Genomic DNA, 23,416 nt, shown 5'->3' with positions numbered 1-23,416 from the left:
TCGCTATGACTCCTCGCCGCAGATAAGGTAGTATCTGCGGCAATATTGCCGCCGCACAGGCGGGCGCATACGTTGAGGAATCACGATTAATGAGCGATATGGCAGAGCGCCTTGCGCTGCATGAATTTACGGAAAACGCATACCTGAACTACTCCATGTACGTCATCATGGATCGTGCGTTGCCGTTTATCGGTGATGGCCTGAAACCCGTTCAGCGTCGCATCGTTTACGCAATGTCAGAACTGGGGCTGAACGCCAGCGCGAAGTTCAAAAAATCCGCCCGTACTGTGGGTGACGTGCTGGGTAAATACCATCCGCACGGCGACAGCGCCTGCTATGAAGCGATGGTGCTGATGGCACAGCCGTTCTCCTACCGTTACCCGCTGGTCGATGGCCAGGGCAACTGGGGCGCGCCGGACGATCCGAAATCGTTCGCGGCGATGCGTTACACCGAATCCCGCCTGTCCAAATACGCTGAGCTGCTGCTGAGCGAACTGGGACAAGGCACCGTTGACTGGGTGCCGAACTTCGACGGCACGATGCAGGAGCCGAAAATGCTGCCTGCGCGCCTGCCGAATATCCTGCTCAACGGTACGACCGGGATTGCCGTCGGTATGGCGACGGATATTCCGCCGCATAACCTGCGCGAAGTGGCTAACGCGGCGATTACCCTGATTGAGCAACCGAAAACCACGCTCGATGAGCTGCTGGATATCGTGCAGGGGCCAGACTACCCGACCGAAGCGGAAATCATCACCTCCCGCGCTGAAATCCGTAAAATCTACCAGAATGGTCGCGGTTCGGTGCGTATGCGCGCGGTGTGGAAAAAAGAGGATGGCGCAGTGGTGATTACCGCGCTGCCACACCAGGTTTCCGGCGCGCGCGTGCTGGAGCAAATCGCCAACCAGATGCGCAATAAAAAGCTGCCGATGGTCGACGATCTGCGTGACGAATCGGATCATGAAAACCCGACGCGTCTGGTGATCGTGCCGCGCTCCAACCGCGTAGATATGGAGCAGGTGATGAACCACCTGTTCGCCACCACCGATCTGGAAAAAAGCTACCGCATCAACCTGAACATGATCGGCCTGGATGGTCGCCCGGCGGTGAAAAACCTGCTGGAGATCCTCACCGAGTGGCTGGCGTTTCGCCGTGATACGGTGCGCCGCCGCCTGAGTCACCGGCTGGATAAAGTGCTCAAGCGCCTGCACATCCTCGAAGGTTTGCTGGTGGCGTTTCTCAATATCGATGAAGTGATCGAGATAATCCGTACGGAAGATGAGCCAAAACCAGCGCTGATGTCGCGCTTCGGTATTAGCGAAACGCAGGCGGAAGCGATCCTTGAGTTAAAACTGCGCCATCTCGCCAAACTCGAAGAGATGAAGATCCGCGGTGAGCAGGACGATCTTGCAAAAGAGCGCGATCAGCTGCAGGCGATTCTGGCCTCCGAACGCAAGATGAACAACCTGCTGAAAAAAGAGCTGCAGGCCGATGCCGACGCGTTTGGCGACGAGCGCCGTTCACCGCTGCACGAGCGTGAAGAAGCAAAAGCGATGAACGAGCACGATATGCAGCCGTCTGAGCCGGTCACGATTGTGCTGTCGCAAATGGGCTGGGTGCGCAGCGCCAAAGGGCACGACATCGACGCGCAGGGGCTGAGCTACAAAGCGGGCGATAGCTGGAAGTCTTCAGTGAAAGGCAAAAGCAGCCAACCGGTGGTGTTTATTGATACCACCGGGCGCAGCTACGCTATCGATCCGATTACGCTGCCTTCCGCGCGCGGTCAGGGCGAGCCGTTAACCGGCAAACTGACGTTACCGCCGGGTGCGACCGTTGAGCATATGATAATGAGCAACGAGGAGCAGAAACTGCTGATGGCGTCCGATGCGGGTTATGGCTTTGTTTGTACCTTCAACGACTTAGTGGCACGTAACCGCGCAGGTAAAACGCTTATCAGCTTGCCGGAAAACGCAAAAGTGATGCCGCCGCTGGAGATCGAGAATGACAGCGACATGCTGCTGGCGATCACCGCTGCGGGCCGTATGCTGATGTTCCCGGTCAGCGAGCTGCCGCAGTTGTCGAAAGGTAAAGGCAACAAAATTATCGGTATCCCTTCCGCTGATGCGGCGACAGGCGCAGATAATCTTGCGCATCTCTATCTGCTGCCGCCACAAAGCACACTGACCATTCATGTTGGCAAACGCAAAATCAAACTGCGCCCGGAAGAGCTGCAAAAAGTGCAGGGCGAGCGCGGACGCCGCGGTACGCTGATGCGCGGCCTGCAAAAAATTGACCGCGTCGAGATTGACGCACCTTCCCGCCCAGGCGCGGGTGACAGCGAAGAGTAATCTTCGCCGTAAGGCTCCCCACCTTCCTGGTGGGGAGATTTTTCTGAGAAAATTTCCCGTAAAAGCGTTGTTAATTCGGGCATTGCGATTAACAATACGTTTTTTTAAAGGCCGCACACCCTACTGCGGCCTTTAAAAAATAGCCCAGACCCGTTGCGGGTCGACGGCGGCACTGCCAAGTTCAGCGTGAGGGTTCTGGCGTGTATATAATGCTCAAAGGTATGGGCTTCAGAGGTTTGCTATGCTATTCATTTTTCGCATCATCATTGTCGTCATCTACTCCATCCTGGTGTGTGTTTTTGGCTCTCTTTATTGTCTGTTCAGTCCACGTAATCCTAAACATGTCGCCACCTTCGGCCATCTGTTTGGCCGCCTTGCGCCGGTCTTTGGGCTGAAAGTCGAAACCCGTCTGCCGCAAGGTGCGGAAAAGTTCGGTAACGCTATCTATATTGCTAACCATCAAAGCAACTACGATATGGTGACCGCCTCCAGCATTGTGCTGCCGCCAACGGTCACCGTCGGTAAGAAGAGCCTGCTATGGGTTCCGTTCTTCGGCCTGCTTTACTGGCTGGCCGGCAACCTGCTTATCGATCGTAACAATCGTGCCAAAGCGCACGGCACTATTGCCGAAGTGGTGAAGCAGATCCAGAAACGCAATATTTCCGTCTGGATGTTCCCGGAAGGCACTCGCAGCCGTGGTCGCGGTTTGCTGCCGTTTAAAACCGGCGCGTTTCATGCGGCGATAGCCGCTGGCGTACCGATCATCCCGGTGTGTGTTTCCAACAACGCGAACAAAGTTAACCTCAACCGTCTGCGCAACGGGCTGGTGATTGTCGAGATGCTGCCGCCGGTAGATGTTTCGCAATTTGGTAAAGATCAGGTACGCCAGCTGGCAACACATTGTCGCGAACTGATGGCGGCAAAAATTGCAGAGCTCGATAAAGAAGTTGCAGAACGCGAAGCAACCGGCCGGGTTTAATCTGTTTTATTTCGCAAAACCGGAGGAGAGAAAACCTCCGGCGCATTGAGTCAGTTTTACACGGAGCAAATATGTCACTCAGTCGGCGTCAGTTTCTTCAGGCATCCGGGGTTGCGCTTTGTGCAGGCGCGGTGCCGCTGAGGGCAAATGCTGCCGGGCCGCAACCGCCGCTGCCCATTCCTCCGCTGCTGGAATCCCGGCGCGGTCAGCCGCTGTTTATGACCTTACAACGCGCGCACTGGTCGTTTGCCACCGGCACACGGGCGCAGGTTTCTGGCATTAACGGGCGTTATCTCGGGCCGACGATTCGCGTCTGGAACGGCGATGACGTCAAGCTGATTTACAGCAACCGGCTGGCGGAAAATGTGGCAATGACCGTTAGCGGTTTACAGGTGCCAGGCCCGCTTATCGGTGGCGCGGCGCGCATGATGACCGCCAATAACGACTGGGCGCCGGTGCTGCCTATCCGTCAGAGCGCCGGGACGCTGTGGTATCACGCCAATACGCCGAATCGCACCGCCCAGCAGGTTTACAACGGGCTGGCAGGAATGTGGCTGGTTGAAGATGAGATCAGCAAATCCCTGCCGATTCCTAAGCATTACGGTGTGGATGATTTCCCGGTCATTATTCAGGATAAACGGCTGGATAATTTCGGTACGCCGGAATACAGCGAGCCGGGCAGCGGTGGATTTGTGGGTGATACGCTGATGGTTAATGGCGCGCAAAGCCCGTATGTCGAAGTGTCACGCGGCTGGGTGCGTCTGCGTTTGCTAAATGCCTCCAACTCCCGCCGTTATCTACTGCAAATGAGCGATGGCCGCGCGTTACATGTGATTGCTGGCGATCAGGGTTTTTTACCTGCGCCGGTCTCGGTTAAGCAGCTTTCACTGGCTCCGGGTGAGCGGCGTGAAGTGCTGGTGGATATGACCAACGGCGATGAAGTGTCGATCACGTGCGGTGAAGCGGCGGGCATTATGGATCGGCTGCGCGGCTTCTTTGAACCGTCGAGCATTTTGATCTCCACGCTGGTGTTGACGTTGCGACCGACTGGCCTGTTGCCGCTGGTCACCGACACGCTGCCGATGCGCCTGTTGCCGTCCGATATTCAGGCCGGTACACCAACCCGCAACCGCGATATTACCCTGGGCAGCGATCCGGGCATTAACGGCCAACTGTGGGATACGCAGCGCATCGATATTACTGCTCAGCAGGGTACATGGGAGCGCTGGACGGTGCGCGCGGAGATGCCGCAGTCGTTCCATATGGAAGGCGTGATGTTCCAGGTGCGCAATGTCAACGGTGCGATGCCTTTTCCGGAAGACAGAGGCTGGAAAGATACGGTCTGGATTGACGGGCAGGTGGAGCTGCTGGTGTGGTTTGGCCAGCCTTCGTGGCCGCATTTCCCGTTCCAGTATCAAAGCCAGACGCTGGAGATGGCCGATCGCGGTTCAGTAGGGCAACTGCTGGTGAACCCCGCGCCATAACTGACCTGGCCTGTTTGCTACGCGCTTATCAGGCCTTGACAAAATCCTCCTTCATTTCGTGCAAGTTTACGGCGTATAATCGCCGCCCTTTGATGATTTTTTTACCACTTTTGGAAGCAAGATGAGCGCAATATCCCTGATCCAACCGGATCGTGACCTTTTCTCATGGCCCCAGTACTGGGCGGCCTGCTTCGGCCCCGCGCCATTTTTGCCGATGTCGCGCGAAGAGATGGATCAACTTGGCTGGGATAGCTGCGACATCATTCTGGTAACGGGCGACGCCTATGTTGACCATCCGAGTTTCGGCATGGCGATTTGCGGTCGTATGCTGGAAGCGCAGGGTTTTCGCGTTGGGATCATCGCCCAGCCGGACTGGAACAGCAAAGACGACTTTATGCGCCTCGGTAAACCGAACCTGTTCTTCGGCGTTACCGCCGGCAACATGGACTCGATGATCAACCGTTACACCGCCGATCGTAAGCTGCGCCATGACGATGCCTACACGCCGGATAATGTTGCTGGTAAGCGCCCGGATCGCGCGACGCTGGTTTATACCCAGCGCTGTAAAGAAGCGTGGAAAGATGTACCGGTGATCCTCGGTGGTATCGAAGCCAGCCTGCGCCGTACCGCGCATTATGATTACTGGTCTGATACGGTGCGCCGATCGGTGCTGATCGATGCCAAAGCCGACATGTTGATGTTCGGCAACGGCGAGCGTCCGCTGGTGGAAGTGGCGCACCGCCTCGCTGCCGGTGAGCCGATCGGTGAAATCCGCGATGTGCGTAACACCGCTATCATTGTCAAAGAAGCGTTGCCGGGCTGGAGCGGCGTTGACTCCACGCGCCTTGATACGCCGGGCAAAATCGATCCGATTCCGCATCCGTATGGCGAAGATCTGCCGTGCGCTGATAACAAACCGGTTGAGCCGAAAGCGCAGGAAGCAAAACGCGTTACCGTACAGCCACCGCGCCCGAAACCGTGGGAGAAAACCTACGTGCTGCTGCCTTCCTTTGAGAAGGTGAAGGCCGATAAAGTGCTCTACGCGCACGCGTCGCGCATTCTGCACCATGAAACGAACCCCGGTTGCGCCCGTGCGCTGCTGCAAAAGCATGGCGACCGTTATATCTGGATCAACCCACCGGCGATCCCGCTCTCGACCGAAGAGATGGACAGCGTTTTTGCGCTGCCGTATAAGCGTGTGCCGCATCCGGCATACGGTAACAGCCGTATTCCGGCCTACGAGATGATCCGTTTCTCAATTAACATCATGCGTGGCTGCTTTGGTGGTTGTTCTTTCTGCTCGATCACCGAACACGAAGGGCGCATTATCCAGAGCCGCTCCGAAGATTCGATCATTAACGAGATCGAAGCGATTCGCGACACGGTGCCCGGTTTTACTGGCGTTATCTCCGATCTTGGCGGGCCAACCGCCAACATGTATATGCTGCGCTGTAAATCGCCGCGCGCCGAGCAGACGTGCCGTCGTCTCTCCTGCGTCTATCCGGATATCTGTCCGCATATGGACACCAACCACCAGCCGACGATCGATCTTTATCGCCGCGCCCGCGATCTGAAAGGTATCAAGAAGATCCTGATCGCTTCCGGCGTACGTTACGATCTGGCGGTGGAAGATCCGCGTTATGTGAAAGAGCTGGCGACGCACCACGTTGGCGGTTATCTGAAGATTGCCCCGGAACATACCGAAGAGGGGCCGCTGTCGAAGATGATGAAACCGGGAATGGGCAGTTACGATCGCTTTAAACAGCTGTTCGACACCTATTCTAAAGAGGCGGGTAAAGAGCAGTATCTGATCCCGTATTTTATCTCCGCGCACCCCGGTACGCGCGATGAAGATATGGTGAACCTGGCGCTGTGGCTCAAGCGTCACCGTTTCCGCTTAGACCAGGTGCAGAACTTCTATCCGTCACCACTGGCTAACTCGACGACCATGTATTACACCGGGAAAAACCCGCTGTCGAAGATCGATTACAAGAGCGAAGAAGTGGTGGTGCCGAAAGGGGATAAACAGCGTCGTCTGCATAAAGCGCTGCTGCGTTATCACGATCCGGCTAACTGGCCGCTGCTGCGCCAGGCGCTGGAAGCGATGGGTAAAAAGCACCTGATTGGTTCACGTCGTGAATGTCTGGTGCCTGCGCCAACGCTTGACGAAATGCGCGAAGCGCGTCGCCAGAATCGCCAGTCGCGCCCGGCATTAACCAAGCACACGCCGATTGTGCATCAGCGCAGCAACGGTAAAAACGCTGCCGCTGCGCCGGCGAAGAAAAAAGCCCCACGTGTGCGTTAAGGCGTTAAGCACATAAAAATCCCGGCGAGATGCCGGGATTTTTGTTTTCTACAAACAAAAAAGCCACAACGGTTGCGTTGTGGCCTTCTGGAAAAATGACTGGATAAGATTAGCCGCCAAATTGATCGGGATCTGGCCCCAGCCGTTTACCGGCATCCAGTTTGGTGATCTCTGCCAGCTCGTCTTTATCAAGACGGAAATCCCAAACGTTGAAGTTCTCGGCGATACGCGCAGGCGTGACCGATTTCGGGATCACCACCAGACCGCTATCAAGATGCCAGCGGATCACCACCTGAGCAGGCGTTTTGCCGTATTTATCTGCCAGATCGCGAATAATTTTCTGATCAAACACCCCTTCGCCACCCTGTGCCAGCGGGCTCCAGGACTCGGTCTGGATTTTATGCGTCGCATTCCAGGCATGCAGTTGTCGCTGTTGCATTAACGGGTGCAGCTCGATCTGGTTGATAACCGGGATCACGCTGGTTTCATCGATGATCTTTTGCAGGTGGTGGATCTCGAAATTACACACGCCGATACTTTTTACCAGCCCCTGTTTTTGCAGCTCGATCATGCCTTGCCAGGCCTCAACGTAATGATCAATAGCCGGAACCGGCCAGTGCATCAGATAGAGATCGACGTAATCCAGTTGTAGCTTTTTCAGGCTGGTTTTCAGCGCTTCGGCGGGATGTTTTTGATCGTCATTCCACAGCTTGGTGGTAATAAACAACTCATCACGCGGCACGCCTGCGCTGGCTAAGGCTTTGCCAACGCCCTCTTCGTTCTGGTAAGCGGCGGCGGTATCAATAGAGCGATACCCTACCTCCAGCGCCTTTTGGATGGCGGTTATCACTTCCTCGTTGCTCGCTTTCCACACGCCAAGACCCAGTTGCGGCATCAGGTTGCCGTCAGAAAGCTTAATCACGGTAGGATGTGTCATGCATTTCTCCTTTGAATAAGCTTACCGGGACGAGCCCGGTAAGGTGATGTGCATTAAGTGTGGTCGAAAAAACCAAAAACGGAAGGTGGGGCAATGAGACCTTAGCGTGCCGCTTCGTAAATACGACGGCTCACATCCAGCGTGATATCCTGGCGTTCGCCCAGTTTCGTCATGCCGTGCTCTTCCAGTTTCGCCAGCAGTGCCGGAATGGAACTGCCGTCCAGGCCATAACCTGAAAGGCGGGTCGGGACGCCCATACGCTCGAAGAAATTGCGCGTGGCTTCAATCGCCGCGTCAATACGCTCGTTCTCAGAACCTTCTTTGATGTTCCAGACGCGCTCTGCATATTGCAGCAGTTTTTCACGTTTGGTATCGCGTTTCTCATTCCACAGCGCGGGCAGAACCACCGCCAGCGTCTGTGCGTGGTCAAGACCATGCATCGCCGTCAGTTCGTGGCCGAGCATATGGGTTGCCCAATCCTGCGGCACACCCGCACCAATCAGGCCATTCAGTGCTTGTGTCGCCGCCCACATCACGTTGGCGCGCACATTGTAGTTTTCCGGTTCCTGCAACGCTTTCGGACCTTCTTCAACCAGCGTCAGCAGAATGCCTTCGGCAAAGCGATCCTGGATTTTGCCATCGACTGGATAAGTGACGTACTGCTCAACGGTATGAACAAAGGCGTCAACCACGCCGTTCGCCACCTGACGTGGCGGTAGGGTATAGGTGTAGACCGGATCCAGCACCGCGAATACCGGTTGAACGAACGGGGAGTGAAACGCCTGCTTGTCGCCGGTCGCTTTACGTGACACCACTGCGCCTGCGTTGGATTCTGAGCCGGTTGCCGGCAACGTCAGCACGGAACCCATCGGGATCGCACTTTTAATTTCGCCGCCGCGCGTTTGCAGGATGTGCCACGGATCAACGCCATCAGCATACTGAGCCGCAGCGGCGATAAACTTGGTGCCATCCAGCACGGAACCACCGCCGACCGCCAGCAGGAAGTTGATGTTTTCGTCTTTTACGACCTGTACCGCTTTCATCAGCGTTTCGTAGGTTGGGTTCGGTTCAATGCCGCTGAATTCACGCACATCCAGCCCTTGCAGCGCGCTGTAAACCTGGTCGAGTACGCCGTTTTTCTTCACGCTGCCGCCACCGTAGGTGATCAGTACGCGGGCGCCTGCCGGGATTTGCTCACGCAGATTGGCAATGGCGCCTTTGCCGAACAGGATGCGGGTCGGGGTATGCAGATTAAAATTGTTCATTGCTCGTTCCCTTCTTATTGAGGTGAAAAAAGAGTGCGGCGGTGATTTGCCCAATGGCGGTTATTGTGGGCGTGGGCAGGCGCGCTCTCAATGCACATTCCTGCCTATGTCTTGCCTGTTTCTCCATGAGACTGGAGAAAAAGCATAAAAATTTGCACACTGTACGGGTCGAAATAGCCTGCCGGAGTGGCGAAATATGAAGCGTGAAGAGATTTGCCTGCAGCTCACTGAGAAGATTAAGCGATTGAAAGTGAATGAAAACAGGCTTAATGCACTGCTGCCGGATATCCGCTTGCTGTACGGTACTCAGCCGGGAACCCGGACGCCGGTGATGTACCTGCCGGGCATCGTTTTTCTCTTTTCCGGTCACAAAATTGGTTATATCAATGAAAGAGTCTTTCGTTATGACACCAATGAATATTTGCTGCTGACCGTGCCACTACCGTTTGAGTGTGAAACCTTCGCCACGCCGGACGTGCCGCTGGCGGGGATCCGTTTGAATGTCGATATTCTGCAATTGCAGGAGCTACTGATGGATATCGGCGAAGATGAATATTTTCGCCCGGATGTGGCGGCAAGCGGCATTAACTCGGCGGTGTTATCGGAAGAGATCCTCTGCGCCGCTGAGCGTCTGCTGGATGTGATGGAGCGCCCGCTGGATGCGCGTATTCTCGGCAAACAGATTATCCGCGAAATGCTCTACCACGTGCTAACCGGGCCGCGCGGCGGAGCGCTGCTGGCGTTAGTCAGCCGCCAGACCCACTTCAGCCTGATAAGCCGCGTGCTAAAACACATTGAAAGTCAGTACACGGAAAACCTCAGCGTTGACCAACTGGCGGCGGAAGCCAACATGAGCGTCTCGGCGTTTCACCATAACTTTAAATCGGTGACCAGCACCTCTCCGCTGCAATATCTGAAAACCTACCGTCTGCACAAAGCGCGCATGTTAATGGTGCACGATGGTATGAAAGCCGGGGCGGCGGCCATGCGCGTTGGCTATGAAAGCCCGTCACAATTCAGCCGTGAGTTTAAACGCTACTTTGGTCTGACGCCGGGAGAAGATGTGGCGAGAATTCGCATGATGCAGGGAATGTGAAACTTCCCCCTCTTCATGGCGAAGAGGGGAACGCATTATGCGCTGCAGTACTTTTTCTTCAGCACGACCGTGACCGCACCAACCAGACCAACAATCAGCAGGAATACCGGCAGCAGCATCAGGAAAGTCATCACCTGATCTTCATGGCGTTTCACAAATGGGATCATGCTGATGGCGTAGCCCAGCGAGGTCACCGCGCCGACCCACAGCAGCCCGCTCAGCCAGTTAAATAACTGGAAACGGCGGTTAGAGAGGCCGGAGATGCCAGCCATCGTCGGCAGCAGGGTGCGGATGAAGGCCAGGAAACGCCCCGCCAGCAGCGCCAGCAGGCCGTGACGGTCAAACATATAGGTTGCCCGCTCGTGATATTTTACCGGCAACTGCGATAGCCAGCTTTTCACCACGCGCGTATTACCAAGCCACTTGCCCTGGATATAGCTCAGCCAGCAACCGAGGCTGGCGGCAGAAGTGAGGATAGCTAAGGTAGCTACGAAATCCATGCAGCCGCGCGCGATCAGCGCGCCGGCCAGCAGCAGCAAGCTGTCACCGGGTAAAAACGAAGCAGGAAGTAGGCCGTTTTCTAAAAAGAGAGTGGCAAACATTACTAAATAAACAACACCCACAACATGTGGATTTGCCAGCGCAGCAAAGTCGTGATGCCAGAGCGCAGCAATAATATCTTGAATAACAGCCATGGACTTTCCCGTGGAACCGCGTAGAGGAGGCTATTGTACTCCAGTTCGCCTGAAACACCTTGATCGGGGGCGCAAGAAATGGAGAATTTTCTGAATACTTACGCCCGTAAGCCTGGTTTACACGATGCGCTGGAAGCCTGCCACTAAATCCTCAATCAGATCGTCAACATTTTCTAAACCAATGTGTACTCGGATTAATGTGCCGGTGAAATCCACTTCACCGTCCGGGCGAATCGCCGCCAGTTGTTCCGGCTGGTTGGCAAGAATCAACGATTCATAACCGCCCCACGAATATGCCATGCTGAACAGCGAGAAGTGATCGAGGTAATTCGCCAGTTCTTCATTATTCAGGCGCTTATTCAGCACAAACGAGAACAAGCCGCTGCTGCCGGTAAAATCCCGCTGCCAGAACTCGTGACCTTTGCTGCCGGGCAGCGCCGGGTGATTCACGCGCGAAACCTGTGGATGTGCCGCCAGCCATTCGGCAATTTTCAGGCTGCTTTCGTGGTGCTGGCGCAGTCGCACACCCAGTGTGCGCAGCCCACGGCTGGTCATATAAGCCGTGTCGGCATCTACCATTTGCCCCATTAAATAAGCATTTTCGCGCAGTTGTTCCCAACAACGTTCGTTGGAAACCGCCGTACCGATCATGCCATCGGAGTGGCCAATCAGGTATTTGGTCGCCGCCTGAATTGAGATATCAATATCGAATTCCAGCGCCTTAAACAGAACGCCCGCCGCCCAGGTATTATCGATCATGATAATGGCCTCTGGTGCGACGCTTCGCACCGCCTGCACAATGGCCGGAACGTCGTGGACTTCCATGGTGATTGAGCCGGGAGATTCCAGGAACACCACTTTGGTGTTGGGCTGAATTAGCCGCACGATGCTGGAACCGATCATCGGGTCGAACCAACTGGTGGTGACGCCGAGTTTGGCGAGAATTTTAGTGCTGAAATCCTGGCTGGGTTCATAGGCGGTGTTAGTCATCAACACGTGATCGCCTTGTTCAACAAACGCCAGAATGGTGTTTGCCACCGCCGCCGCGCCGCAGGGGAAAAGCGCGCAGCCCGCGCCGCCTTCCAGTTCGCACATCGCGTCTTGCAGCGAAAAATGCGTGAGCGTGCCACGACGACCGTAAAACAGTTCGCCATTGGCGCGGTTACGCGTCGCGTGTTTTTTTGCTTCAACGGTCTCGAATACCAGTGAAGAGGCACGTTGGATAACGCTGTTCACCGACCCTTGCGTGTATTTTTTGCTGCGCCCTGCGTTAACCAGAGCAGTATCAAGATGCTTTGCTGTCATTCTCGCTCAACCTGTTTTTATACGTCTGGATGTCCAGACTACCATGATTGTCGACGGATGCCTCGCAGTGTTACATCGGGGGGGCGTAATTTTTCCAGAAAATGTTCAATGGGGTTTGTTTACTGCGTAAGCGCAAAGAAAATGGCTTTTAATTCAGGCACCATGCAAATACTAATGAGAACGACTATCAATTCGACGACTTTTTGATATGATGACGCACAGATTTTGTGATTTGCGTCTCGGAGATACACAGTGGGTAATAATTTGATGCAGACGGATCTATCCGTGTGGGGCATGTATCAACATGCCGACATCGTTGTGAAGGTGGTGATGATCGGCTTGATTCTGGCGTCTGTCGTCACGTGGGCGCTTTTCTTCAGCAAAAGCGTTGAGATGATTTCACACAAGCGCCGCCTCAAGCGTGAGCAGCAGCAGTTGGCTGAAGCCCGTTCTCTGGATCAGGCGAGTGAAATTGCTTCCGCTTTCCACGCCCGAAGCCTGAGCACACGGTTAATCAACGAAGCCCAGAACGAACTGGAGTTATCCGCAGGTAGCGAAGATAACGAAGGTATTAAAGAGCGCACCGGTTTTCGTCTGGAACGCCGCGTTGCCGCCACCGGCCGCCATATGGGGCGTGGGAATGGTTATCTGGCAACGATTGGCGCGATCTCTCCGTTTATTGGTCTGTTTGGTACCGTTTGGGGCATCATGAACAGCTTCATCGGTATTGCGCAGACGCAAACCACCAACCTCGCGGTTGTTGCGCCGGGCATCGCGGAAGCGCTGCTGGCAACAGCTATCGGTCTGGTTGCTGCTATCCCGGCGGTGGTGATTTATAACCTCTTTGCCCGTATGATCGGCAGCTATAAAGCGACTCTCGGTGATATTGCCGCGCAAGTTCTGCTGCTGCAAAGCCGCGATCTGGATCTGGCCGCCAGCAACGCCCAGCCAGTTCGTACCGCGCAAAAATTACGTGTAGGTTGATTCGTCATGGCAATGCGTCTTAATGAAAACCTGGACGATAACGGCGAAATGCACGAAATCAACGTCACGCCGTTTATCGACGTGATGTTAGTGCTGCTGATTATCTTTATGGTGGCCGCGCCGCTTGCCACGGTCGATGTGAAAGTCAACCTGCCGGCATCGACCAGCCAGCCGCAACCGCGCCCGGAAAAGCCGGTTTACCTGTCGGTAAAAGCAGATAACACCATGTTTATTGGTAACGATCAGGTTACTGATGAAACGATGGTTAACGCGCTGAATATGCTAACCGAAGGTAAAAAAGACACCACCATCTTCTTTCGCGCGGATAAGACCGTGGATTACGAAACGCTGATGAAGGTGATGGACACGTTGCACCAGGCGGGATATCTGAAGATAGGCCTGGTAGGTGAAGAAGTCACGAAAGCGAAGTAATACGAAATCAATAAGAAAGCTGGCGAATGCCAGCTTTTTTTATGCCTGTTATCCAAGGTGTTCGCCGCCCGTCACGCCATGCACTTCGGCGGTGACGTAGCTGGATTCCTGGCTCGCCAGATAGACATAAATCGGTGCCAGTTCCGCAGGCTGCCCGGCACGTTTCATTGGCGTTTGCTGGCCAAACTGTGGCAGTTTCTCCTGCGGCTGACCCCCGGCAATTTGCAGCGCTGTCCAGATTGGCCCAGGTGCGACGATATTTACGCGAATCCCTTTTTCCGCGACCTGCTTCGCAAGCCCTCGGCTGTAATTGAGGATTGCCGCTTTGGTCGATGCGTAGTCCAGCAGATGTGTGCTGGGTTGATACGCCTGAATAGACGATGTGGTGATGATGCTCCCGCCCGGTGGCAGCAGCGGCACGGCTTCCTGAGTTATCCAGAACAGCGCAAAAACGTTGACGGTGTAGGTTTGAGTAAATTGCTCTGTCGTCAGGTTGGCAATCTCTTCCACGGCGGTCTGCTTACCTGCCACCAGTGCCAGAATATCCAGCCCACCGAGCAGCTCTTTTGCCTTGTGCGGCAACGAGCGGGCAAAAGACTCATCGGTCAGATCGCCAGGAATTAACACCGCTTTGCGTCCGGCGGCTTCGATTTGTGCTTTCACCTGCCGGGCGTCTTCCTCTTCTGCAGGTAAATAGTTGATGGCGACATCTGCCCCTTCGCGTGCATAGGCAATAGCCGCCGCGCGGCCAATGCCGGAATCGCCGCCGGTCACCAGCGCTTTGCGATCTTGCAGCCGCCCACTACCGACATAACTGTTTTCGCCGCAGTCGGGAATCGGGTCCATCTTCGACTGTACGCCTGGCGTTGGTTGCCGCTGTTTCGGGTAGTCGCCAGTGTAGTACTGCGTGGTCGGATCCTGAATTTTCGTCTGGTTATTCGCCATTACGTACCCTCCATATCGGTTGTTGAGTACTTAAGGGTAGAAGCCTGAGCTGAAAATGCAGGCTAATTCAGGATTATCTTGAGGCGAAGGTGTACAAGCGCGGGATGGAGAAAGGGCTATTTGGTGTTTGTGACTCTCTTTGTTGCCGCGTCTTCTTCCAGTGCGACGGTTGTCACATTCGAGGTGCGGTATTCGCCATCGCTCAGTTTACGGCTCAGGCGTAACGTCGCGGTTTCCCTGCTCAGAATGTACTGATAGTGCGCCTCCAGGCGACCCATGATTTTGTCTTTTAGCTCCGGTTTTTGCGCGATGATCGCGTCAATCACCGCACCGTAAATCTCTTCTTTCACCTGCAGGGGATAGATTTCGCGACGGTTCTGCCATTTCAGGCGCACCAGTGCCGCTGGAATAGAAACCAGCTCATGCGCTATTCGCTGGATAGTCTCGTTTTTACTTAATATCAGGGCTTCTCTATTTTGCTTTAAGATAAATTCATCGCTTTTTTTCTCATCTAAAGCTAAATAAACGTTATTATTATCGACCTCTTTCACGTTATTCATCCCCGAACTTATAAAATATTGGCGTATCTTTTTCTCGGGTAATGAGATTAAGCCAAATCTCATTACCTGCTTCATTTATTTGCTGAGTTTTATCTGCAATTATTTGGCTTAATGTTTGAGCATCGATCTCGCCTTCCGCTTGTAAGTCATTAAGTAAACGCGCGAAGGTCTCGATTTTTACCACACGCAATAGCCGCTCTTTAATATGGCGGTCGCGTTCTTCCAGCAGCATATTTCTCGACTGCCCGGTACGATTGGCATTTGCTAATATATCGTTAGCATGTTCAGCGAGTGTTCTTTTACCCTGAGTTAAATTAGGCTCTTTTCCTTCTTCTCCAGGCTTGGTTTCAACGGCAGAAATGTGAAATCGTGCCGGGACAAGATTCTCGGGAAGCATTTCCAATGTCCTTTAATATCAACAGGGAAGAGGGTGTTCAGGCGTGAGGTTCGTTGACAATATCATGGCGCACTTTTAAAATCAAAAAAAAGGAGCCTGCTCATGAACAGTATTTTTTATTCTGTTATTGCTTTATTGCTGCTGACGGGCGGCGTTCTTTTATTGATGCGCGAGTACAATAAAAAAGCTCCCCTTAGTGAAATTGACAATCCGTCTTTGCCACCGCAACCATTGTCAAAAGAAGAGGGGGAAGATCATTTCTCAGCATTAATGAATGCGATTACGCCAGTGTGGTACTGGCGCGTTAATCATGAATATATAGATTTTCTTCATGCGACAATTAAACGCATGAATATGGCGGAATTAAATAGTACGCCTGGGTTATTTGAAGCACAGCGTCGTTGTAGCGATCTGAATTCAGCGGTGTATAAGTATTACGACAATATAAAGAAGCGCTGCGTAAATGGTGAGAAAGTACCGCATTCGGATCTGGATGTGCTCAACCTGCGTCAGTGCTTTCGCGAATTCAGTATGGAAGCGTATCCGGCGCTGGTGGTGCTGGTGTGGCCAGAGAACCAACGGCCGTGGGTCAATCCCGAAGAGGTGTAGCGCCGTGTTGCTTTAGTGTTGCAAATTGTTTGCCTGGCTGGGATATACTGAACGCTGGTTTAGCAATCTGAAGAGACTTTACGCAACATGGAACGCTTTCTGGAAAACGCAATGTACGCTTCGCGCTGGTTGCTCGCCCCGGTTTACTTCGGCCTCTCCCTTGCCCTGCTTGCGCTGACGGTAAAATTCTTCCAGGAGATTTTTCACGTCCTGCCCAATATTTTCAATCTGGCGGAAGCGGACCTGATCCTGACTCTGTTGTCGCTGGTGGATATGACGCTGGTGGGTGGTTTGCTGGTGATGGTGATGTTTTCCGGCTATGAAAATTTCGTCTCCCAGCTTGATATCGCCGAGCATAAAGAAAAATTGAACTGGCTGGGCAAAATGGACGCCACATCGTTGAAAAACAAGGTGGCGGCGTCGATTGTCGCCATTTCGTCGATTCATCTGCTGCGCGTGTTTATGGATGCCAAAAACGTCCCGGATAACAAGCTGATGTGGTATGTGATTATCCACCTGACGTTTGTGCTTTCCGCTTTCGTGATGGGCTATCTGGACCGATTAACCCGCCACCAGCACTGAGTTCATTGCCGGGCCGCGTCCTGCCGCCCGGCAATGCCGTTTTACTTATCTGATGAAGCCTGCCACAGATTCAGCTCGCCATCGGCAACGTGCTTATCGATCTGTGCCAACTCCTCTGTACTAAAACTCAGGTTGTTCAACGCCTGAACATTCTCTTCGAGCTGTTCCGGGCGGCTCGCGCCAATCAGCACCGACGTGACTCGCGCGTCTTTTAACAGCCAACTCAGCGCCATTTGCGCCATCGACTGTCCACGGCGCTGCGCCATCTCATTGAGCAAGCGCAAACTGTTGAGATTGCCCTCTGTCAGCATCTTCTCTGTCAGGCCGCGCACTTTTTTGCCTTCACGCTGCATACGCGAACCTTCCGGAATACCGTTCAGGTATTTGCCGGTCAACAACCCTTGCGCCAGCGGAGTAAAGGCAATGCAACCCACGCCGTTATCTTCCAGCGTATCCAGCAGGCCGGTTTTATCCACCCAGCGATTCAGCAGGTTGTAAGAGGGCTGGTGGATAAGCAACGGGATTTTCCACTCGCGCAGTAGCGCCGCCATCTGCTGTGTGCGTTCAGTGGAGTAGGAAGAGATGCCGACATACAGCGCTTTACCGCTCTGCACCGCTTGTGCCAGCGCAGATGCTGTCTCTTCCATCGGCGTTTTTTCATCAACCCGGTGCGAGTAAAAGATATCAACGTACTCAACACCCATCCGCTTCAGGCTCTGATCGAGGCTGGCAAGCAGGTACTTACGTGAACCACCGGAACCATACGGTCCTGGCCACATATCGTAACCAGCTTTGGTGGAGATAATTATCTCGTCGCGGTATGCGGCAAAATCCTCACGCAGCAAGCGGCCAAAGTTCTCTTCCGCGCTGCCAGCAGGTGGTCCGTAATTATTGGCTAAATCAAAGTGGGTAATACCGAGGGAAAACGCTTTGTGCAGCAACGCGCGCTGTGAGTCCAGGGCGTGCCCGTGCCCAAAACTGTGCCACAAACCGAGCGAAAGCGCGGGCAGTTGTAGGCCGCTTTTGCCGCAGTATCGATACTGCATCTGTTCGTAGCGATTCGGGTTGGCGAAATCAGGCATGATGTCTCCTTTCTTTTAATCTTATCGATGAAAATTCGAAACAACGTTTCTATCTTACGTCTGTTTTCTGCACATCAAAAGATGAGGTTGTGTCTGGACGTTTTTTGAGCGAAAAGCGGAACGCTATGCTTTGCTTAGAGAGGCATAAAAAGACGGAGACAAGCGATGACACGTTTAACGGCGAAAGATTTCCCCCAGGAGTTACTCGATTACTACGACTACTACGCACACGGCAAGATCAATAAGCGAGAGTTTTTACAGCTGGCGGGTAAATATGCGGTGGGTGGCATGACGGCGCTGGCGCTGTTCAACTTATTGAAACCGAACTACGCGCTGGCAACGCAGGTGGAATTCACCGATCCGGACATTCATGCTGAATACATTACTTATCCGTCGCCGAACGGGCATGGCGATGTGCGTGGCTACCTGGTCAAACCGACGAAAGCGCAGGGCAAAGTGCCGGCTGTGGTGGTGGTACATGAAAACCGTGGGTTAAATCCGTATATCGAAGATGTGGCTCGCCGCGTCGCCAAAGCAGGTTACATTGCGCTGGCACCGGATGGCTTAAGCTCCGTGGGCGGTTATCCGGGTAACGATGATGACGGTCGCGCCTTGCAACAGAAAGTCGACCCGACAAAGCTGATGAATGATTTCTTTGCCGCCATCGAGTTTATGCAAAAGCACCCGGATGCGAGTGGCAAAGTGGGGATCACCGGTTTTTGCTATGGCGGCGGCGTGTCAAACGCGGCGGCGGTGGCTTACCCTGAGCTGGCGTGCGCGGTACCTTTTTATGGCCGACAACCTCCGGCTGTGGATGTCGCGAAAATCAACGCGCCGTTGTTACTGCATTACGCTGCGCTGGACAAGAACATCAACGATGGCTGGCCTGCTTATGAACAGGCGTTAAAGGCCAACCAAAAAGTTTACGAAGCGTGGGTTTATCCCGGCGTTAACCACGGTTTTCACAACGATTCGACACCACGATACGATAAGGCGGCCGCTGAATTGGCCTGGCAACGCACCCTGGATTGGTTCAAAAAGTATCTCACCTAGCTGTTGCTGTATTGGCAGGGATGCCGTGAAACATGAAAAAAGATGAATATGTCGAATGTTGTTTGTTTTTTAGCGTAAATTAAAGATATAAGCAATTATTTTCAGGCTTTTACTTCAGTAATTTAAGATAATAGATAATTAACGCAATGCCCTTGGTTTTCTGAATTTTCCTGGCAGGCAAAAAAGCGTGTTTAATTTACTTTAGGAACCCTTTCTTTCTGCGAAAATTCCTGGAAAAGCGGCTAAGAAATCGTCGCGAGCTAAATCGTTGCGAGCTATTCATTATATTTATAAATGTATACAAAAATAATCCGCTGTGGAGGTTTTGTCACAACGGCTAATGCATGACAGAGCAAAGTACGTGAGCCGCAGCACCTCTACAGACCGCGACATGATTGGGTTTTAACATTTTCCCTGTCCCTTTACCTGCCTTGCCATGGGGTTGCATTGCGTAAAAAAACATCTTTTTTAACATCGCTTCACAAGTGTTTAAAGCCTGCTTAACTCTTATTTTTTTAAAATTTTCAGCTAATGATTAGTGATATTTATCGGTATTTTTCAAATGATGATAATAACTATTATCGCTATATTCATGCGTGTTTTTTATATCATTTCCTGACGGTATTTTTATTTTTTAATTGTGGTTTTAAATTTCATGACACAGGGTTTTAATAATTGGATTTTTCTCTATCATCATATTTATGGCTATTTTAATAATAGAGTCATAAGTGTAAATATCGTTAAAAATTAATGAGTTATTGTTATCTTTGTTAGCGGTTTTCATTGGTGTTAATCACATTAATGGTGAAATAAAGTTAGCAGAATAATCGTTTTAGTGGTGGCTTAAGTGGCAGAAGAAAGAGAAAAGGTCAACGCTGTTTTCATACAAAAATTTTTAGCCAGACATTTAATATTTTCCTCACCTTGCCGATAAATGGAGATAACTCTCGCCCGCAGGCGAGAAAGCACCATTACCGCAAGGATAATATTATGAATATGCTTCGCAACTTTACTATACGAGCCGTAATGCTGGTGATCCTCGGGATCTTCGGCGTGCTGTGGTCTGGCGTCGGTCTGTATAGCGTTTTTTCCCTGTCAAAAGTGGCTGATGGCAATGAAATCGATCGCCAGCTTGTGACACAAATGACCCTCCTTGGCCAGGGTAATGATCAGTACTTTAGGTTTGTTACTCGTCTTAGCCGCGTAATGGAAGCCAAAGCTGCGGGTGGCTCGCCAGATATGGCGCCGGTGCAACAAGCGCTGGACACCATGTCGCGCAAACTGACTGAGTTTAAAGCCGTATCGCCAGGCCCAATGGATGCCAAAGTATCCGAACAAGTCATTGCCTCCTGGCAGGCGTTGCTGGATCAAGGGGTAACTCCGCAGATGCAGCTTGCGCAGCAAGGCACGCCAGAGGCGTACCGCCAGCAGGCCAATAATGTCACGCCGGGTTTGAGCCGCAGCTTTGGTACGGCGACGGAAAGCTTTAATAAAGCCGCCAGCGCCACGCTTGATGAGACTCGCGTGATGGTCGATGGACGCACCAGCGTCACTCGCGTGGCGATTATTACTGCGATGGTGATTGGTTTGCTGATCCTGCTGTTCACCGACCGCTATCTGGTCGCCATGCTGGTGAAACCGCTGAACCGCATTCGCGCGCATTTCCGTTTGATGGCGCAGGGCGATCTCAGCCAGCCACTGGAAGATATGGGGCGCAACTGCGTAGGTCAGGTGATCCCGCTGCTGCTAGCGATGCAGGATAGCCTGCGTGAAGCGGTAAGCAGCATCCGCAGCGGCAGCGAAAATATCTGGCGCGGCGCATCCGAGATCTCCACCGGCAATAACGATCTCTCTTCCCGCACGGAAGAGCAGGCCGCGGCGCTGGAACAAACCGCTGCCAGCATGGAAGAGCTGACTTCAACGGTAAAACTGAACGCGGATAACGCAAGCCAGGCCAGCGAGCTGGCGCAAGTTGCCTCGACTACCGCCAGCAAAGGCGGCGCGCTGGTAAAAGAAGTGATCAGCACGATGGATGGTATCTCTGACAGCTCGAAGAAAATCGCCGAAATCACCAACGTGATTAACAGCATCGCCTTCCAGACCAACATTCTTGCGCTCAACGCTGCTGTGGAAGCGGCGCGTGCGGGTGAGCAAGGTCGCGGCTTTGCGGTGGTTGCGGGTGAAGTGCGTAACCTCGCCAGCCGCAGTGCCGGCGCGGCGAAAGAGATCGAAACGCTGATCGCGGATTCCGTTTCGCGCGTAGAGAAAGGCGCGAAACTGGTCAATGACACCGGCACCACCATGGAAAGTATTCTGCGGGCGGTGAGAGAAGTGACCACCATTATGAAAGAGATAGCTTCTGCGACGGATGAGCAGAGTAAAGGCATCTCTCAGGTGGGCGTGGCAATTACCCAGATGGACAGCGTAACGCAGCAGAACGCCGCGCTGGTTGAGGAGATTTCCGCCGCAGCCGCAGCGCTGGAGCGCCAGACCGAAGAGCTGCAACGTTCCGTTCAGCAGTTCCGCCTCTCCAGCGACGAGCAACAGAAACCCGCAGCCACCGCGCTGCTAAAACCGGATTTATCACGCGGGGCACCGCGTAAAGCGGCAGCATCGTCGGATGAGTGGGTTGCGTTTTAATCCGCGCTATCGCCGCCACGAAAGATCGTTATATAATTTTTTATATAGCGTTTGTGGGGGTGATAATGATGGACAACCATTTTGGTAAGGGTTTGATGGCCGGGTTGAATGCGGCGCAGGCGGACAGCGCCAGTAACGTGGCGCATTTCTGCCCGGACTATAAGCGTGGCTTTGTACTCGGGTTTTCGCATCGTATGTTTGAAAAGACGGGCGATCGTCAACTCAGCGCGTGGGAGGCAGGCATTCTTACGCGTCGCTACGGGCTGGATAAGGAGATGGTGATGGATTTCTTTCGCGAGAACCACTCCAGCACTGTGATCCGATTTTTTATGGCGGGTTACCGTCTCGAAATCTAAAAATAAGCTTTGCTCAATATGTCGTTCTCTTTGTGAAGGTCACTTTTGTCGAGGGTGACTTTCATTTTTTTTTGCCGTTTTGTGCCTCTAAATCCCTAATTTCTCTATGGCTACTGCAACCTGCACCGGCTTTTTGCATAATGACCTTGTTTTTTATGTGATTATTTGTCGGGGCGATCGCAGCATTCATCTGCCAAATAGGTGGAGAATAATCCTAGTCCAGGCTAAGGGATAACAATAAATGGCAGGAGAGAACCAACAATTTGCACCTCAGGGTGTGAGCCGTCGTGATTTTATGAAGCTGTGCGCCGCACTTGCGGCGACCATGGGATTAAGCGGCAAGGCCGCTGCCGAGATGGCCGAAGCTGTTAGCCATCCTCAGCGTCCTCCCGTTATCTGGATCGGTGCGCAGGAGTGCACAGGCTGTACCGAATCGCTGCTTCGCGCGACGCATCCCACCGTAGAAAATCTTGTGCTGGAAACCATTTCGCTGGAATACCACGAAGTGCTTTCTGCCGCGTTTGGTCACCAGGTTGAAGAGAATAAACACCGTGCGCTGGAGCAGTACAAAGGCCAGTACGTATTGGTGGTCGATGGCTCGATTCCCATGAAAGACGGCGGTGTTTACTGCATGGTGGCCGGCGAACCGATTGTCGACCATATTCGTAAAGCGGCGGAAAACGCGGCGGCGATTATCGCCATTGGCTCCTGCGCCGCCTGGGGCGGTGTGGCAGCAGCAGGCGTTAACCCGACAGGCGCGGTCAGTCTGCAAGAGGTGTTGCCTGGCAAAACGGTCATCAACATTCCCGGCTGCCCGCCAAATCCACAAAACTTTCTTGCCACGGTGGCGCATATCATCACCTTCGGCAAACCTCCGGCGCTTGACGCCAAAAACCGTCCCCGCTTTGCCTACGGGCGCTTAATTCACGAGCACTGCGAACGTCGGCCGCATTTTGATGCCGGACGTTTTGCGAAAGCGTACGGCGATCAGGGGCATCGCGAAGGCTGGTGCTTGTACCACTTAGGCTGCAAAGGCCCGGAAACCTGGGGCAACTGTTCAACGTTGCAGTTTTGCGATGTGGGCGGCGTCTGGCCCGTTGCCATTGGTCACCCATGCTACGGCTGCAACGAAGAAGGGGTTGGCTTTCATAAAGGCATCTCCCAGCTTGCGCATGTGGATAACCCTACACCGCGCGCCGAGAAACCCGACGTCAACCTGAAAGAGGGCGGCACCGTTTCGGCAAGCGCCGTGGGTTTGCTGGGTGGCGTCGTGGGTCTGGTCGCGGGTGTCGGCGTGATGACCGTGCGTGAACTGGGTCGCCAGCAGAAGAAAAACGACGCGGATTCGCAGGGAGACTAGCC

The 23,416-nt window shown here is 53.4% G+C and carries 21 protein-coding genes; 13 read left to right on the top strand and 8 right to left on the bottom strand.

Features of this window, described 5'->3' with window-relative positions; genetic code table 11:
• Positions 1-89: 89 nt before the first annotated feature.
• From parC to E0L21_RS05675, 4 genes are all read left to right on the top strand, one after another.
• Positions 90-2,348 (top strand): DNA topoisomerase IV subunit A, encoded by a 2,259-nt coding sequence (gene parC / locus E0L21_RS05690; RefSeq protein WP_131407575.1) that lies wholly within the window; start codon positions 90-92, stop codon positions 2,346-2,348.
• A gap of 241 nt (positions 2,349-2,589) precedes the next feature.
• Positions 2,590-3,327: a 1-acylglycerol-3-phosphate O-acyltransferase gene (locus tag E0L21_RS05685; RefSeq protein ID WP_131407573.1), complete on the top strand. Its 738-nt coding sequence runs from the start codon at positions 2,590-2,592 to the stop codon at positions 3,325-3,327.
• A 71-nt stretch (positions 3,328-3,398) separates the two neighbouring features.
• Positions 3,399-4,811, top strand: a complete 1,413-nt coding sequence (gene ftsP, locus E0L21_RS05680; RefSeq protein WP_131407571.1) for a cell division protein FtsP — start codon at positions 3,399-3,401, stop codon at positions 4,809-4,811.
• Positions 4,812-4,932: 121 nt separating this feature from the next.
• Positions 4,933-7,116, top strand: a complete 2,184-nt coding sequence (locus tag E0L21_RS05675; protein WP_131407569.1) for a YgiQ family radical SAM protein — start codon at positions 4,933-4,935, stop codon at positions 7,114-7,116.
• 109 nt (positions 7,117-7,225) lie between these two features.
• On the opposite strand, the gene dkgA is transcribed toward E0L21_RS05675, so the two are convergent.
• A complete protein-coding gene (gene dkgA / locus E0L21_RS05670; RefSeq protein WP_131407567.1) occupies positions 7,226-8,053 on the bottom strand; it encodes a 2,5-didehydrogluconate reductase DkgA in 828 nt (275 codons plus the stop codon).
• Positions 8,054-8,154: 101 nt separating this feature from the next.
• Positions 8,155-9,318, bottom strand: coding sequence for an alcohol dehydrogenase (gene yqhD / locus E0L21_RS05665; RefSeq protein WP_131407565.1), 1,164 nt, complete (start codon positions 9,316-9,318; stop codon positions 8,155-8,157).
• A 196-nt stretch (positions 9,319-9,514) separates the two neighbouring features.
• On the opposite strand from yqhD, the gene E0L21_RS05660 reads away from it, so the two are divergent.
• Complete coding sequence (locus E0L21_RS05660) at positions 9,515-10,414, top strand: AraC family transcriptional regulator (RefSeq protein ID WP_131407563.1); 900 nt, start codon at positions 9,515-9,517, stop codon at positions 10,412-10,414.
• Positions 10,415-10,449: 35 nt separating this feature from the next.
• Here E0L21_RS05660 and E0L21_RS05655 read toward each other — a convergent pair whose 3' ends face one another.
• Positions 10,450-11,109 (bottom strand): DedA family protein, encoded by a 660-nt coding sequence (locus E0L21_RS05655; RefSeq protein ID WP_131407561.1) that lies wholly within the window; start codon positions 11,107-11,109, stop codon positions 10,450-10,452.
• A gap of 117 nt (positions 11,110-11,226) precedes the next feature.
• Positions 11,227-12,414 (bottom strand): cystathionine beta-lyase, encoded by a 1,188-nt coding sequence (gene metC / locus E0L21_RS05650; protein WP_131407559.1) that lies wholly within the window; start codon positions 12,412-12,414, stop codon positions 11,227-11,229.
• 252 nt (positions 12,415-12,666) lie between these two features.
• Here metC and exbB point away from each other — a divergent pair, with 252 nt between their 5' ends.
• Both exbB and exbD read left to right on the top strand, forming a co-directional pair.
• Positions 12,667-13,398, top strand: coding sequence for a tol-pal system-associated acyl-CoA thioesterase (gene exbB, locus E0L21_RS05645; protein WP_131407557.1), 732 nt, complete (start codon positions 12,667-12,669; stop codon positions 13,396-13,398).
• A gap of 6 nt (positions 13,399-13,404) precedes the next feature.
• Positions 13,405-13,830 carry a TonB system transport protein ExbD gene (gene exbD, locus E0L21_RS05640; protein WP_131407555.1) on the top strand — a complete coding sequence of 142 codons (426 nt, stop codon included), beginning with the start codon at positions 13,405-13,407 and terminating at the stop codon, positions 13,828-13,830.
• Positions 13,831-13,878: 48 nt separating this feature from the next.
• Here the strand turns inward: exbD and E0L21_RS05635 are convergent, their stop codons facing one another.
• From E0L21_RS05635 to E0L21_RS05625, 3 genes are all read right to left on the bottom strand, one after another.
• Positions 13,879-14,775: an SDR family oxidoreductase gene (locus tag E0L21_RS05635; RefSeq protein WP_131407553.1), complete on the bottom strand. Its 897-nt coding sequence runs from the start codon at positions 14,773-14,775 to the stop codon at positions 13,879-13,881.
• Positions 14,776-14,891: 116 nt separating this feature from the next.
• Entirely contained in the window at positions 14,892-15,335 is a 444-nt protein-coding gene (locus E0L21_RS05630) for a cytoplasmic protein (protein WP_131407903.1), read from the bottom strand.
• Positions 15,328-15,732, bottom strand: coding sequence for a hypothetical protein (locus E0L21_RS05625; protein ID WP_086873404.1), 405 nt, complete (start codon positions 15,730-15,732; stop codon positions 15,328-15,330). Before E0L21_RS05625 ends, E0L21_RS05630 begins: the two co-directional genes overlap by 8 nt.
• Before the next feature lie 102 nt (positions 15,733-15,834).
• Here E0L21_RS05625 and E0L21_RS05620 point away from each other — a divergent pair, with 102 nt between their 5' ends.
• Positions 15,835-16,341 (top strand): ESA_00282 family adhesion-associated protein, encoded by a 507-nt coding sequence (locus E0L21_RS05620; protein WP_131407551.1) that lies wholly within the window; start codon positions 15,835-15,837, stop codon positions 16,339-16,341.
• 87 nt (positions 16,342-16,428) lie between these two features.
• Positions 16,429-16,923: a TIGR00645 family protein gene (locus tag E0L21_RS05615; RefSeq protein ID WP_017457486.1), complete on the top strand. Its 495-nt coding sequence runs from the start codon at positions 16,429-16,431 to the stop codon at positions 16,921-16,923.
• A gap of 41 nt (positions 16,924-16,964) precedes the next feature.
• On the opposite strand, the gene E0L21_RS05610 is transcribed toward E0L21_RS05615, so the two are convergent.
• Positions 16,965-18,005, bottom strand: a complete 1,041-nt coding sequence (locus E0L21_RS05610; protein ID WP_131407549.1) for an aldo/keto reductase — start codon at positions 18,003-18,005, stop codon at positions 16,965-16,967.
• 165 nt (positions 18,006-18,170) lie between these two features.
• Here E0L21_RS05610 and yghX point away from each other — a divergent pair, with 165 nt between their 5' ends.
• The 4 genes from yghX (at position 18,171) to hybO (ending at position 23,414) form a co-directional block, all read left to right on the top strand.
• Positions 18,171-19,058, top strand: coding sequence for a YghX family hydrolase (gene yghX, locus E0L21_RS05605; RefSeq protein ID WP_131407547.1), 888 nt, complete (start codon positions 18,171-18,173; stop codon positions 19,056-19,058).
• Between the two features lie 990 nt (positions 19,059-20,048).
• Positions 20,049-21,698, top strand: a complete 1,650-nt coding sequence (locus E0L21_RS05600; protein ID WP_131407545.1) for a methyl-accepting chemotaxis protein — start codon at positions 20,049-20,051, stop codon at positions 21,696-21,698.
• Between the two features lie 68 nt (positions 21,699-21,766).
• On the top strand, positions 21,767-22,054 hold the full coding sequence (locus E0L21_RS05595) for a DUF2623 family protein (protein ID WP_131407901.1): 288 nt from the start codon (positions 21,767-21,769) through the stop codon (positions 22,052-22,054).
• A 241-nt stretch (positions 22,055-22,295) separates the two neighbouring features.
• Positions 22,296-23,414 carry a hydrogenase 2 small subunit gene (gene hybO / locus E0L21_RS05590; protein ID WP_131407543.1) on the top strand — a complete coding sequence of 373 codons (1,119 nt, stop codon included), beginning with the start codon at positions 22,296-22,298 and terminating at the stop codon, positions 23,412-23,414.
• Positions 23,415-23,416 lie beyond the last annotated feature (2 nt).

Origin of the sequence: Kosakonia quasisacchari, assembly GCF_004331415.1 — a bacterium.
GTDB lineage: Bacteria > Pseudomonadota > Gammaproteobacteria > Enterobacterales > Enterobacteriaceae > Kosakonia > Kosakonia quasisacchari.
The sequence above is the reverse complement of the archived record's forward strand: the minus strand, read 5'-3'. Positions and strand labels throughout refer to the sequence as shown.

Coding starts and splice junctions, on each gene's coding strand:
- E0L21_RS05610 (WP_131407549.1), bottom strand. CDS start 18,005: ATGCCTGATTTCGCCAACCCGAATCGCTACGAACAGATGCAGTATCGA.
- E0L21_RS05595 (WP_131407901.1), top strand. CDS start 21,767: ATGGACAACCATTTTGGTAAGGGTTTGATGGCCGGGTTGAATGCGGCG.
- E0L21_RS05655 (WP_131407561.1), bottom strand. CDS start 11,109: ATGGCTGTTATTCAAGATATTATTGCTGCGCTCTGGCATCACGACTTT.
- E0L21_RS05635 (WP_131407553.1), bottom strand. CDS start 14,775: ATGGCGAATAACCAGACGAAAATTCAGGATCCGACCACGCAGTACTAC.
- E0L21_RS05620 (WP_131407551.1), top strand. CDS start 15,835: ATGAACAGTATTTTTTATTCTGTTATTGCTTTATTGCTGCTGACGGGC.
- E0L21_RS05600 (WP_131407545.1), top strand. CDS start 20,049: ATGAATATGCTTCGCAACTTTACTATACGAGCCGTAATGCTGGTGATC.
- hybO (WP_131407543.1), top strand. CDS start 22,296: ATGGCAGGAGAGAACCAACAATTTGCACCTCAGGGTGTGAGCCGTCGT.
- E0L21_RS05660 (WP_131407563.1), top strand. CDS start 9,515: ATGAAGCGTGAAGAGATTTGCCTGCAGCTCACTGAGAAGATTAAGCGA.
- metC (WP_131407559.1), bottom strand. CDS start 12,414: ATGACAGCAAAGCATCTTGATACTGCTCTGGTTAACGCAGGGCGCAGC.
- parC (WP_131407575.1), top strand. CDS start 90: ATGAGCGATATGGCAGAGCGCCTTGCGCTGCATGAATTTACGGAAAAC.
- exbD (WP_131407555.1), top strand. CDS start 13,405: ATGGCAATGCGTCTTAATGAAAACCTGGACGATAACGGCGAAATGCAC.
- yqhD (WP_131407565.1), bottom strand. CDS start 9,318: ATGAACAATTTTAATCTGCATACCCCGACCCGCATCCTGTTCGGCAAA.
- E0L21_RS05630 (WP_131407903.1), bottom strand. CDS start 15,335: ATGAATAACGTGAAAGAGGTCGATAATAATAACGTTTATTTAGCTTTA.
- E0L21_RS05625 (WP_086873404.1), bottom strand. CDS start 15,732: ATGCTTCCCGAGAATCTTGTCCCGGCACGATTTCACATTTCTGCCGTT.
- E0L21_RS05685 (WP_131407573.1), top strand. CDS start 2,590: ATGCTATTCATTTTTCGCATCATCATTGTCGTCATCTACTCCATCCTG.
- yghX (WP_131407547.1), top strand. CDS start 18,171: ATGACACGTTTAACGGCGAAAGATTTCCCCCAGGAGTTACTCGATTAC.
- ftsP (WP_131407571.1), top strand. CDS start 3,399: ATGTCACTCAGTCGGCGTCAGTTTCTTCAGGCATCCGGGGTTGCGCTT.
- E0L21_RS05675 (WP_131407569.1), top strand. CDS start 4,933: ATGAGCGCAATATCCCTGATCCAACCGGATCGTGACCTTTTCTCATGG.
- dkgA (WP_131407567.1), bottom strand. CDS start 8,053: ATGACACATCCTACCGTGATTAAGCTTTCTGACGGCAACCTGATGCCG.
- E0L21_RS05615 (WP_017457486.1), top strand. CDS start 16,429: ATGGAACGCTTTCTGGAAAACGCAATGTACGCTTCGCGCTGGTTGCTC.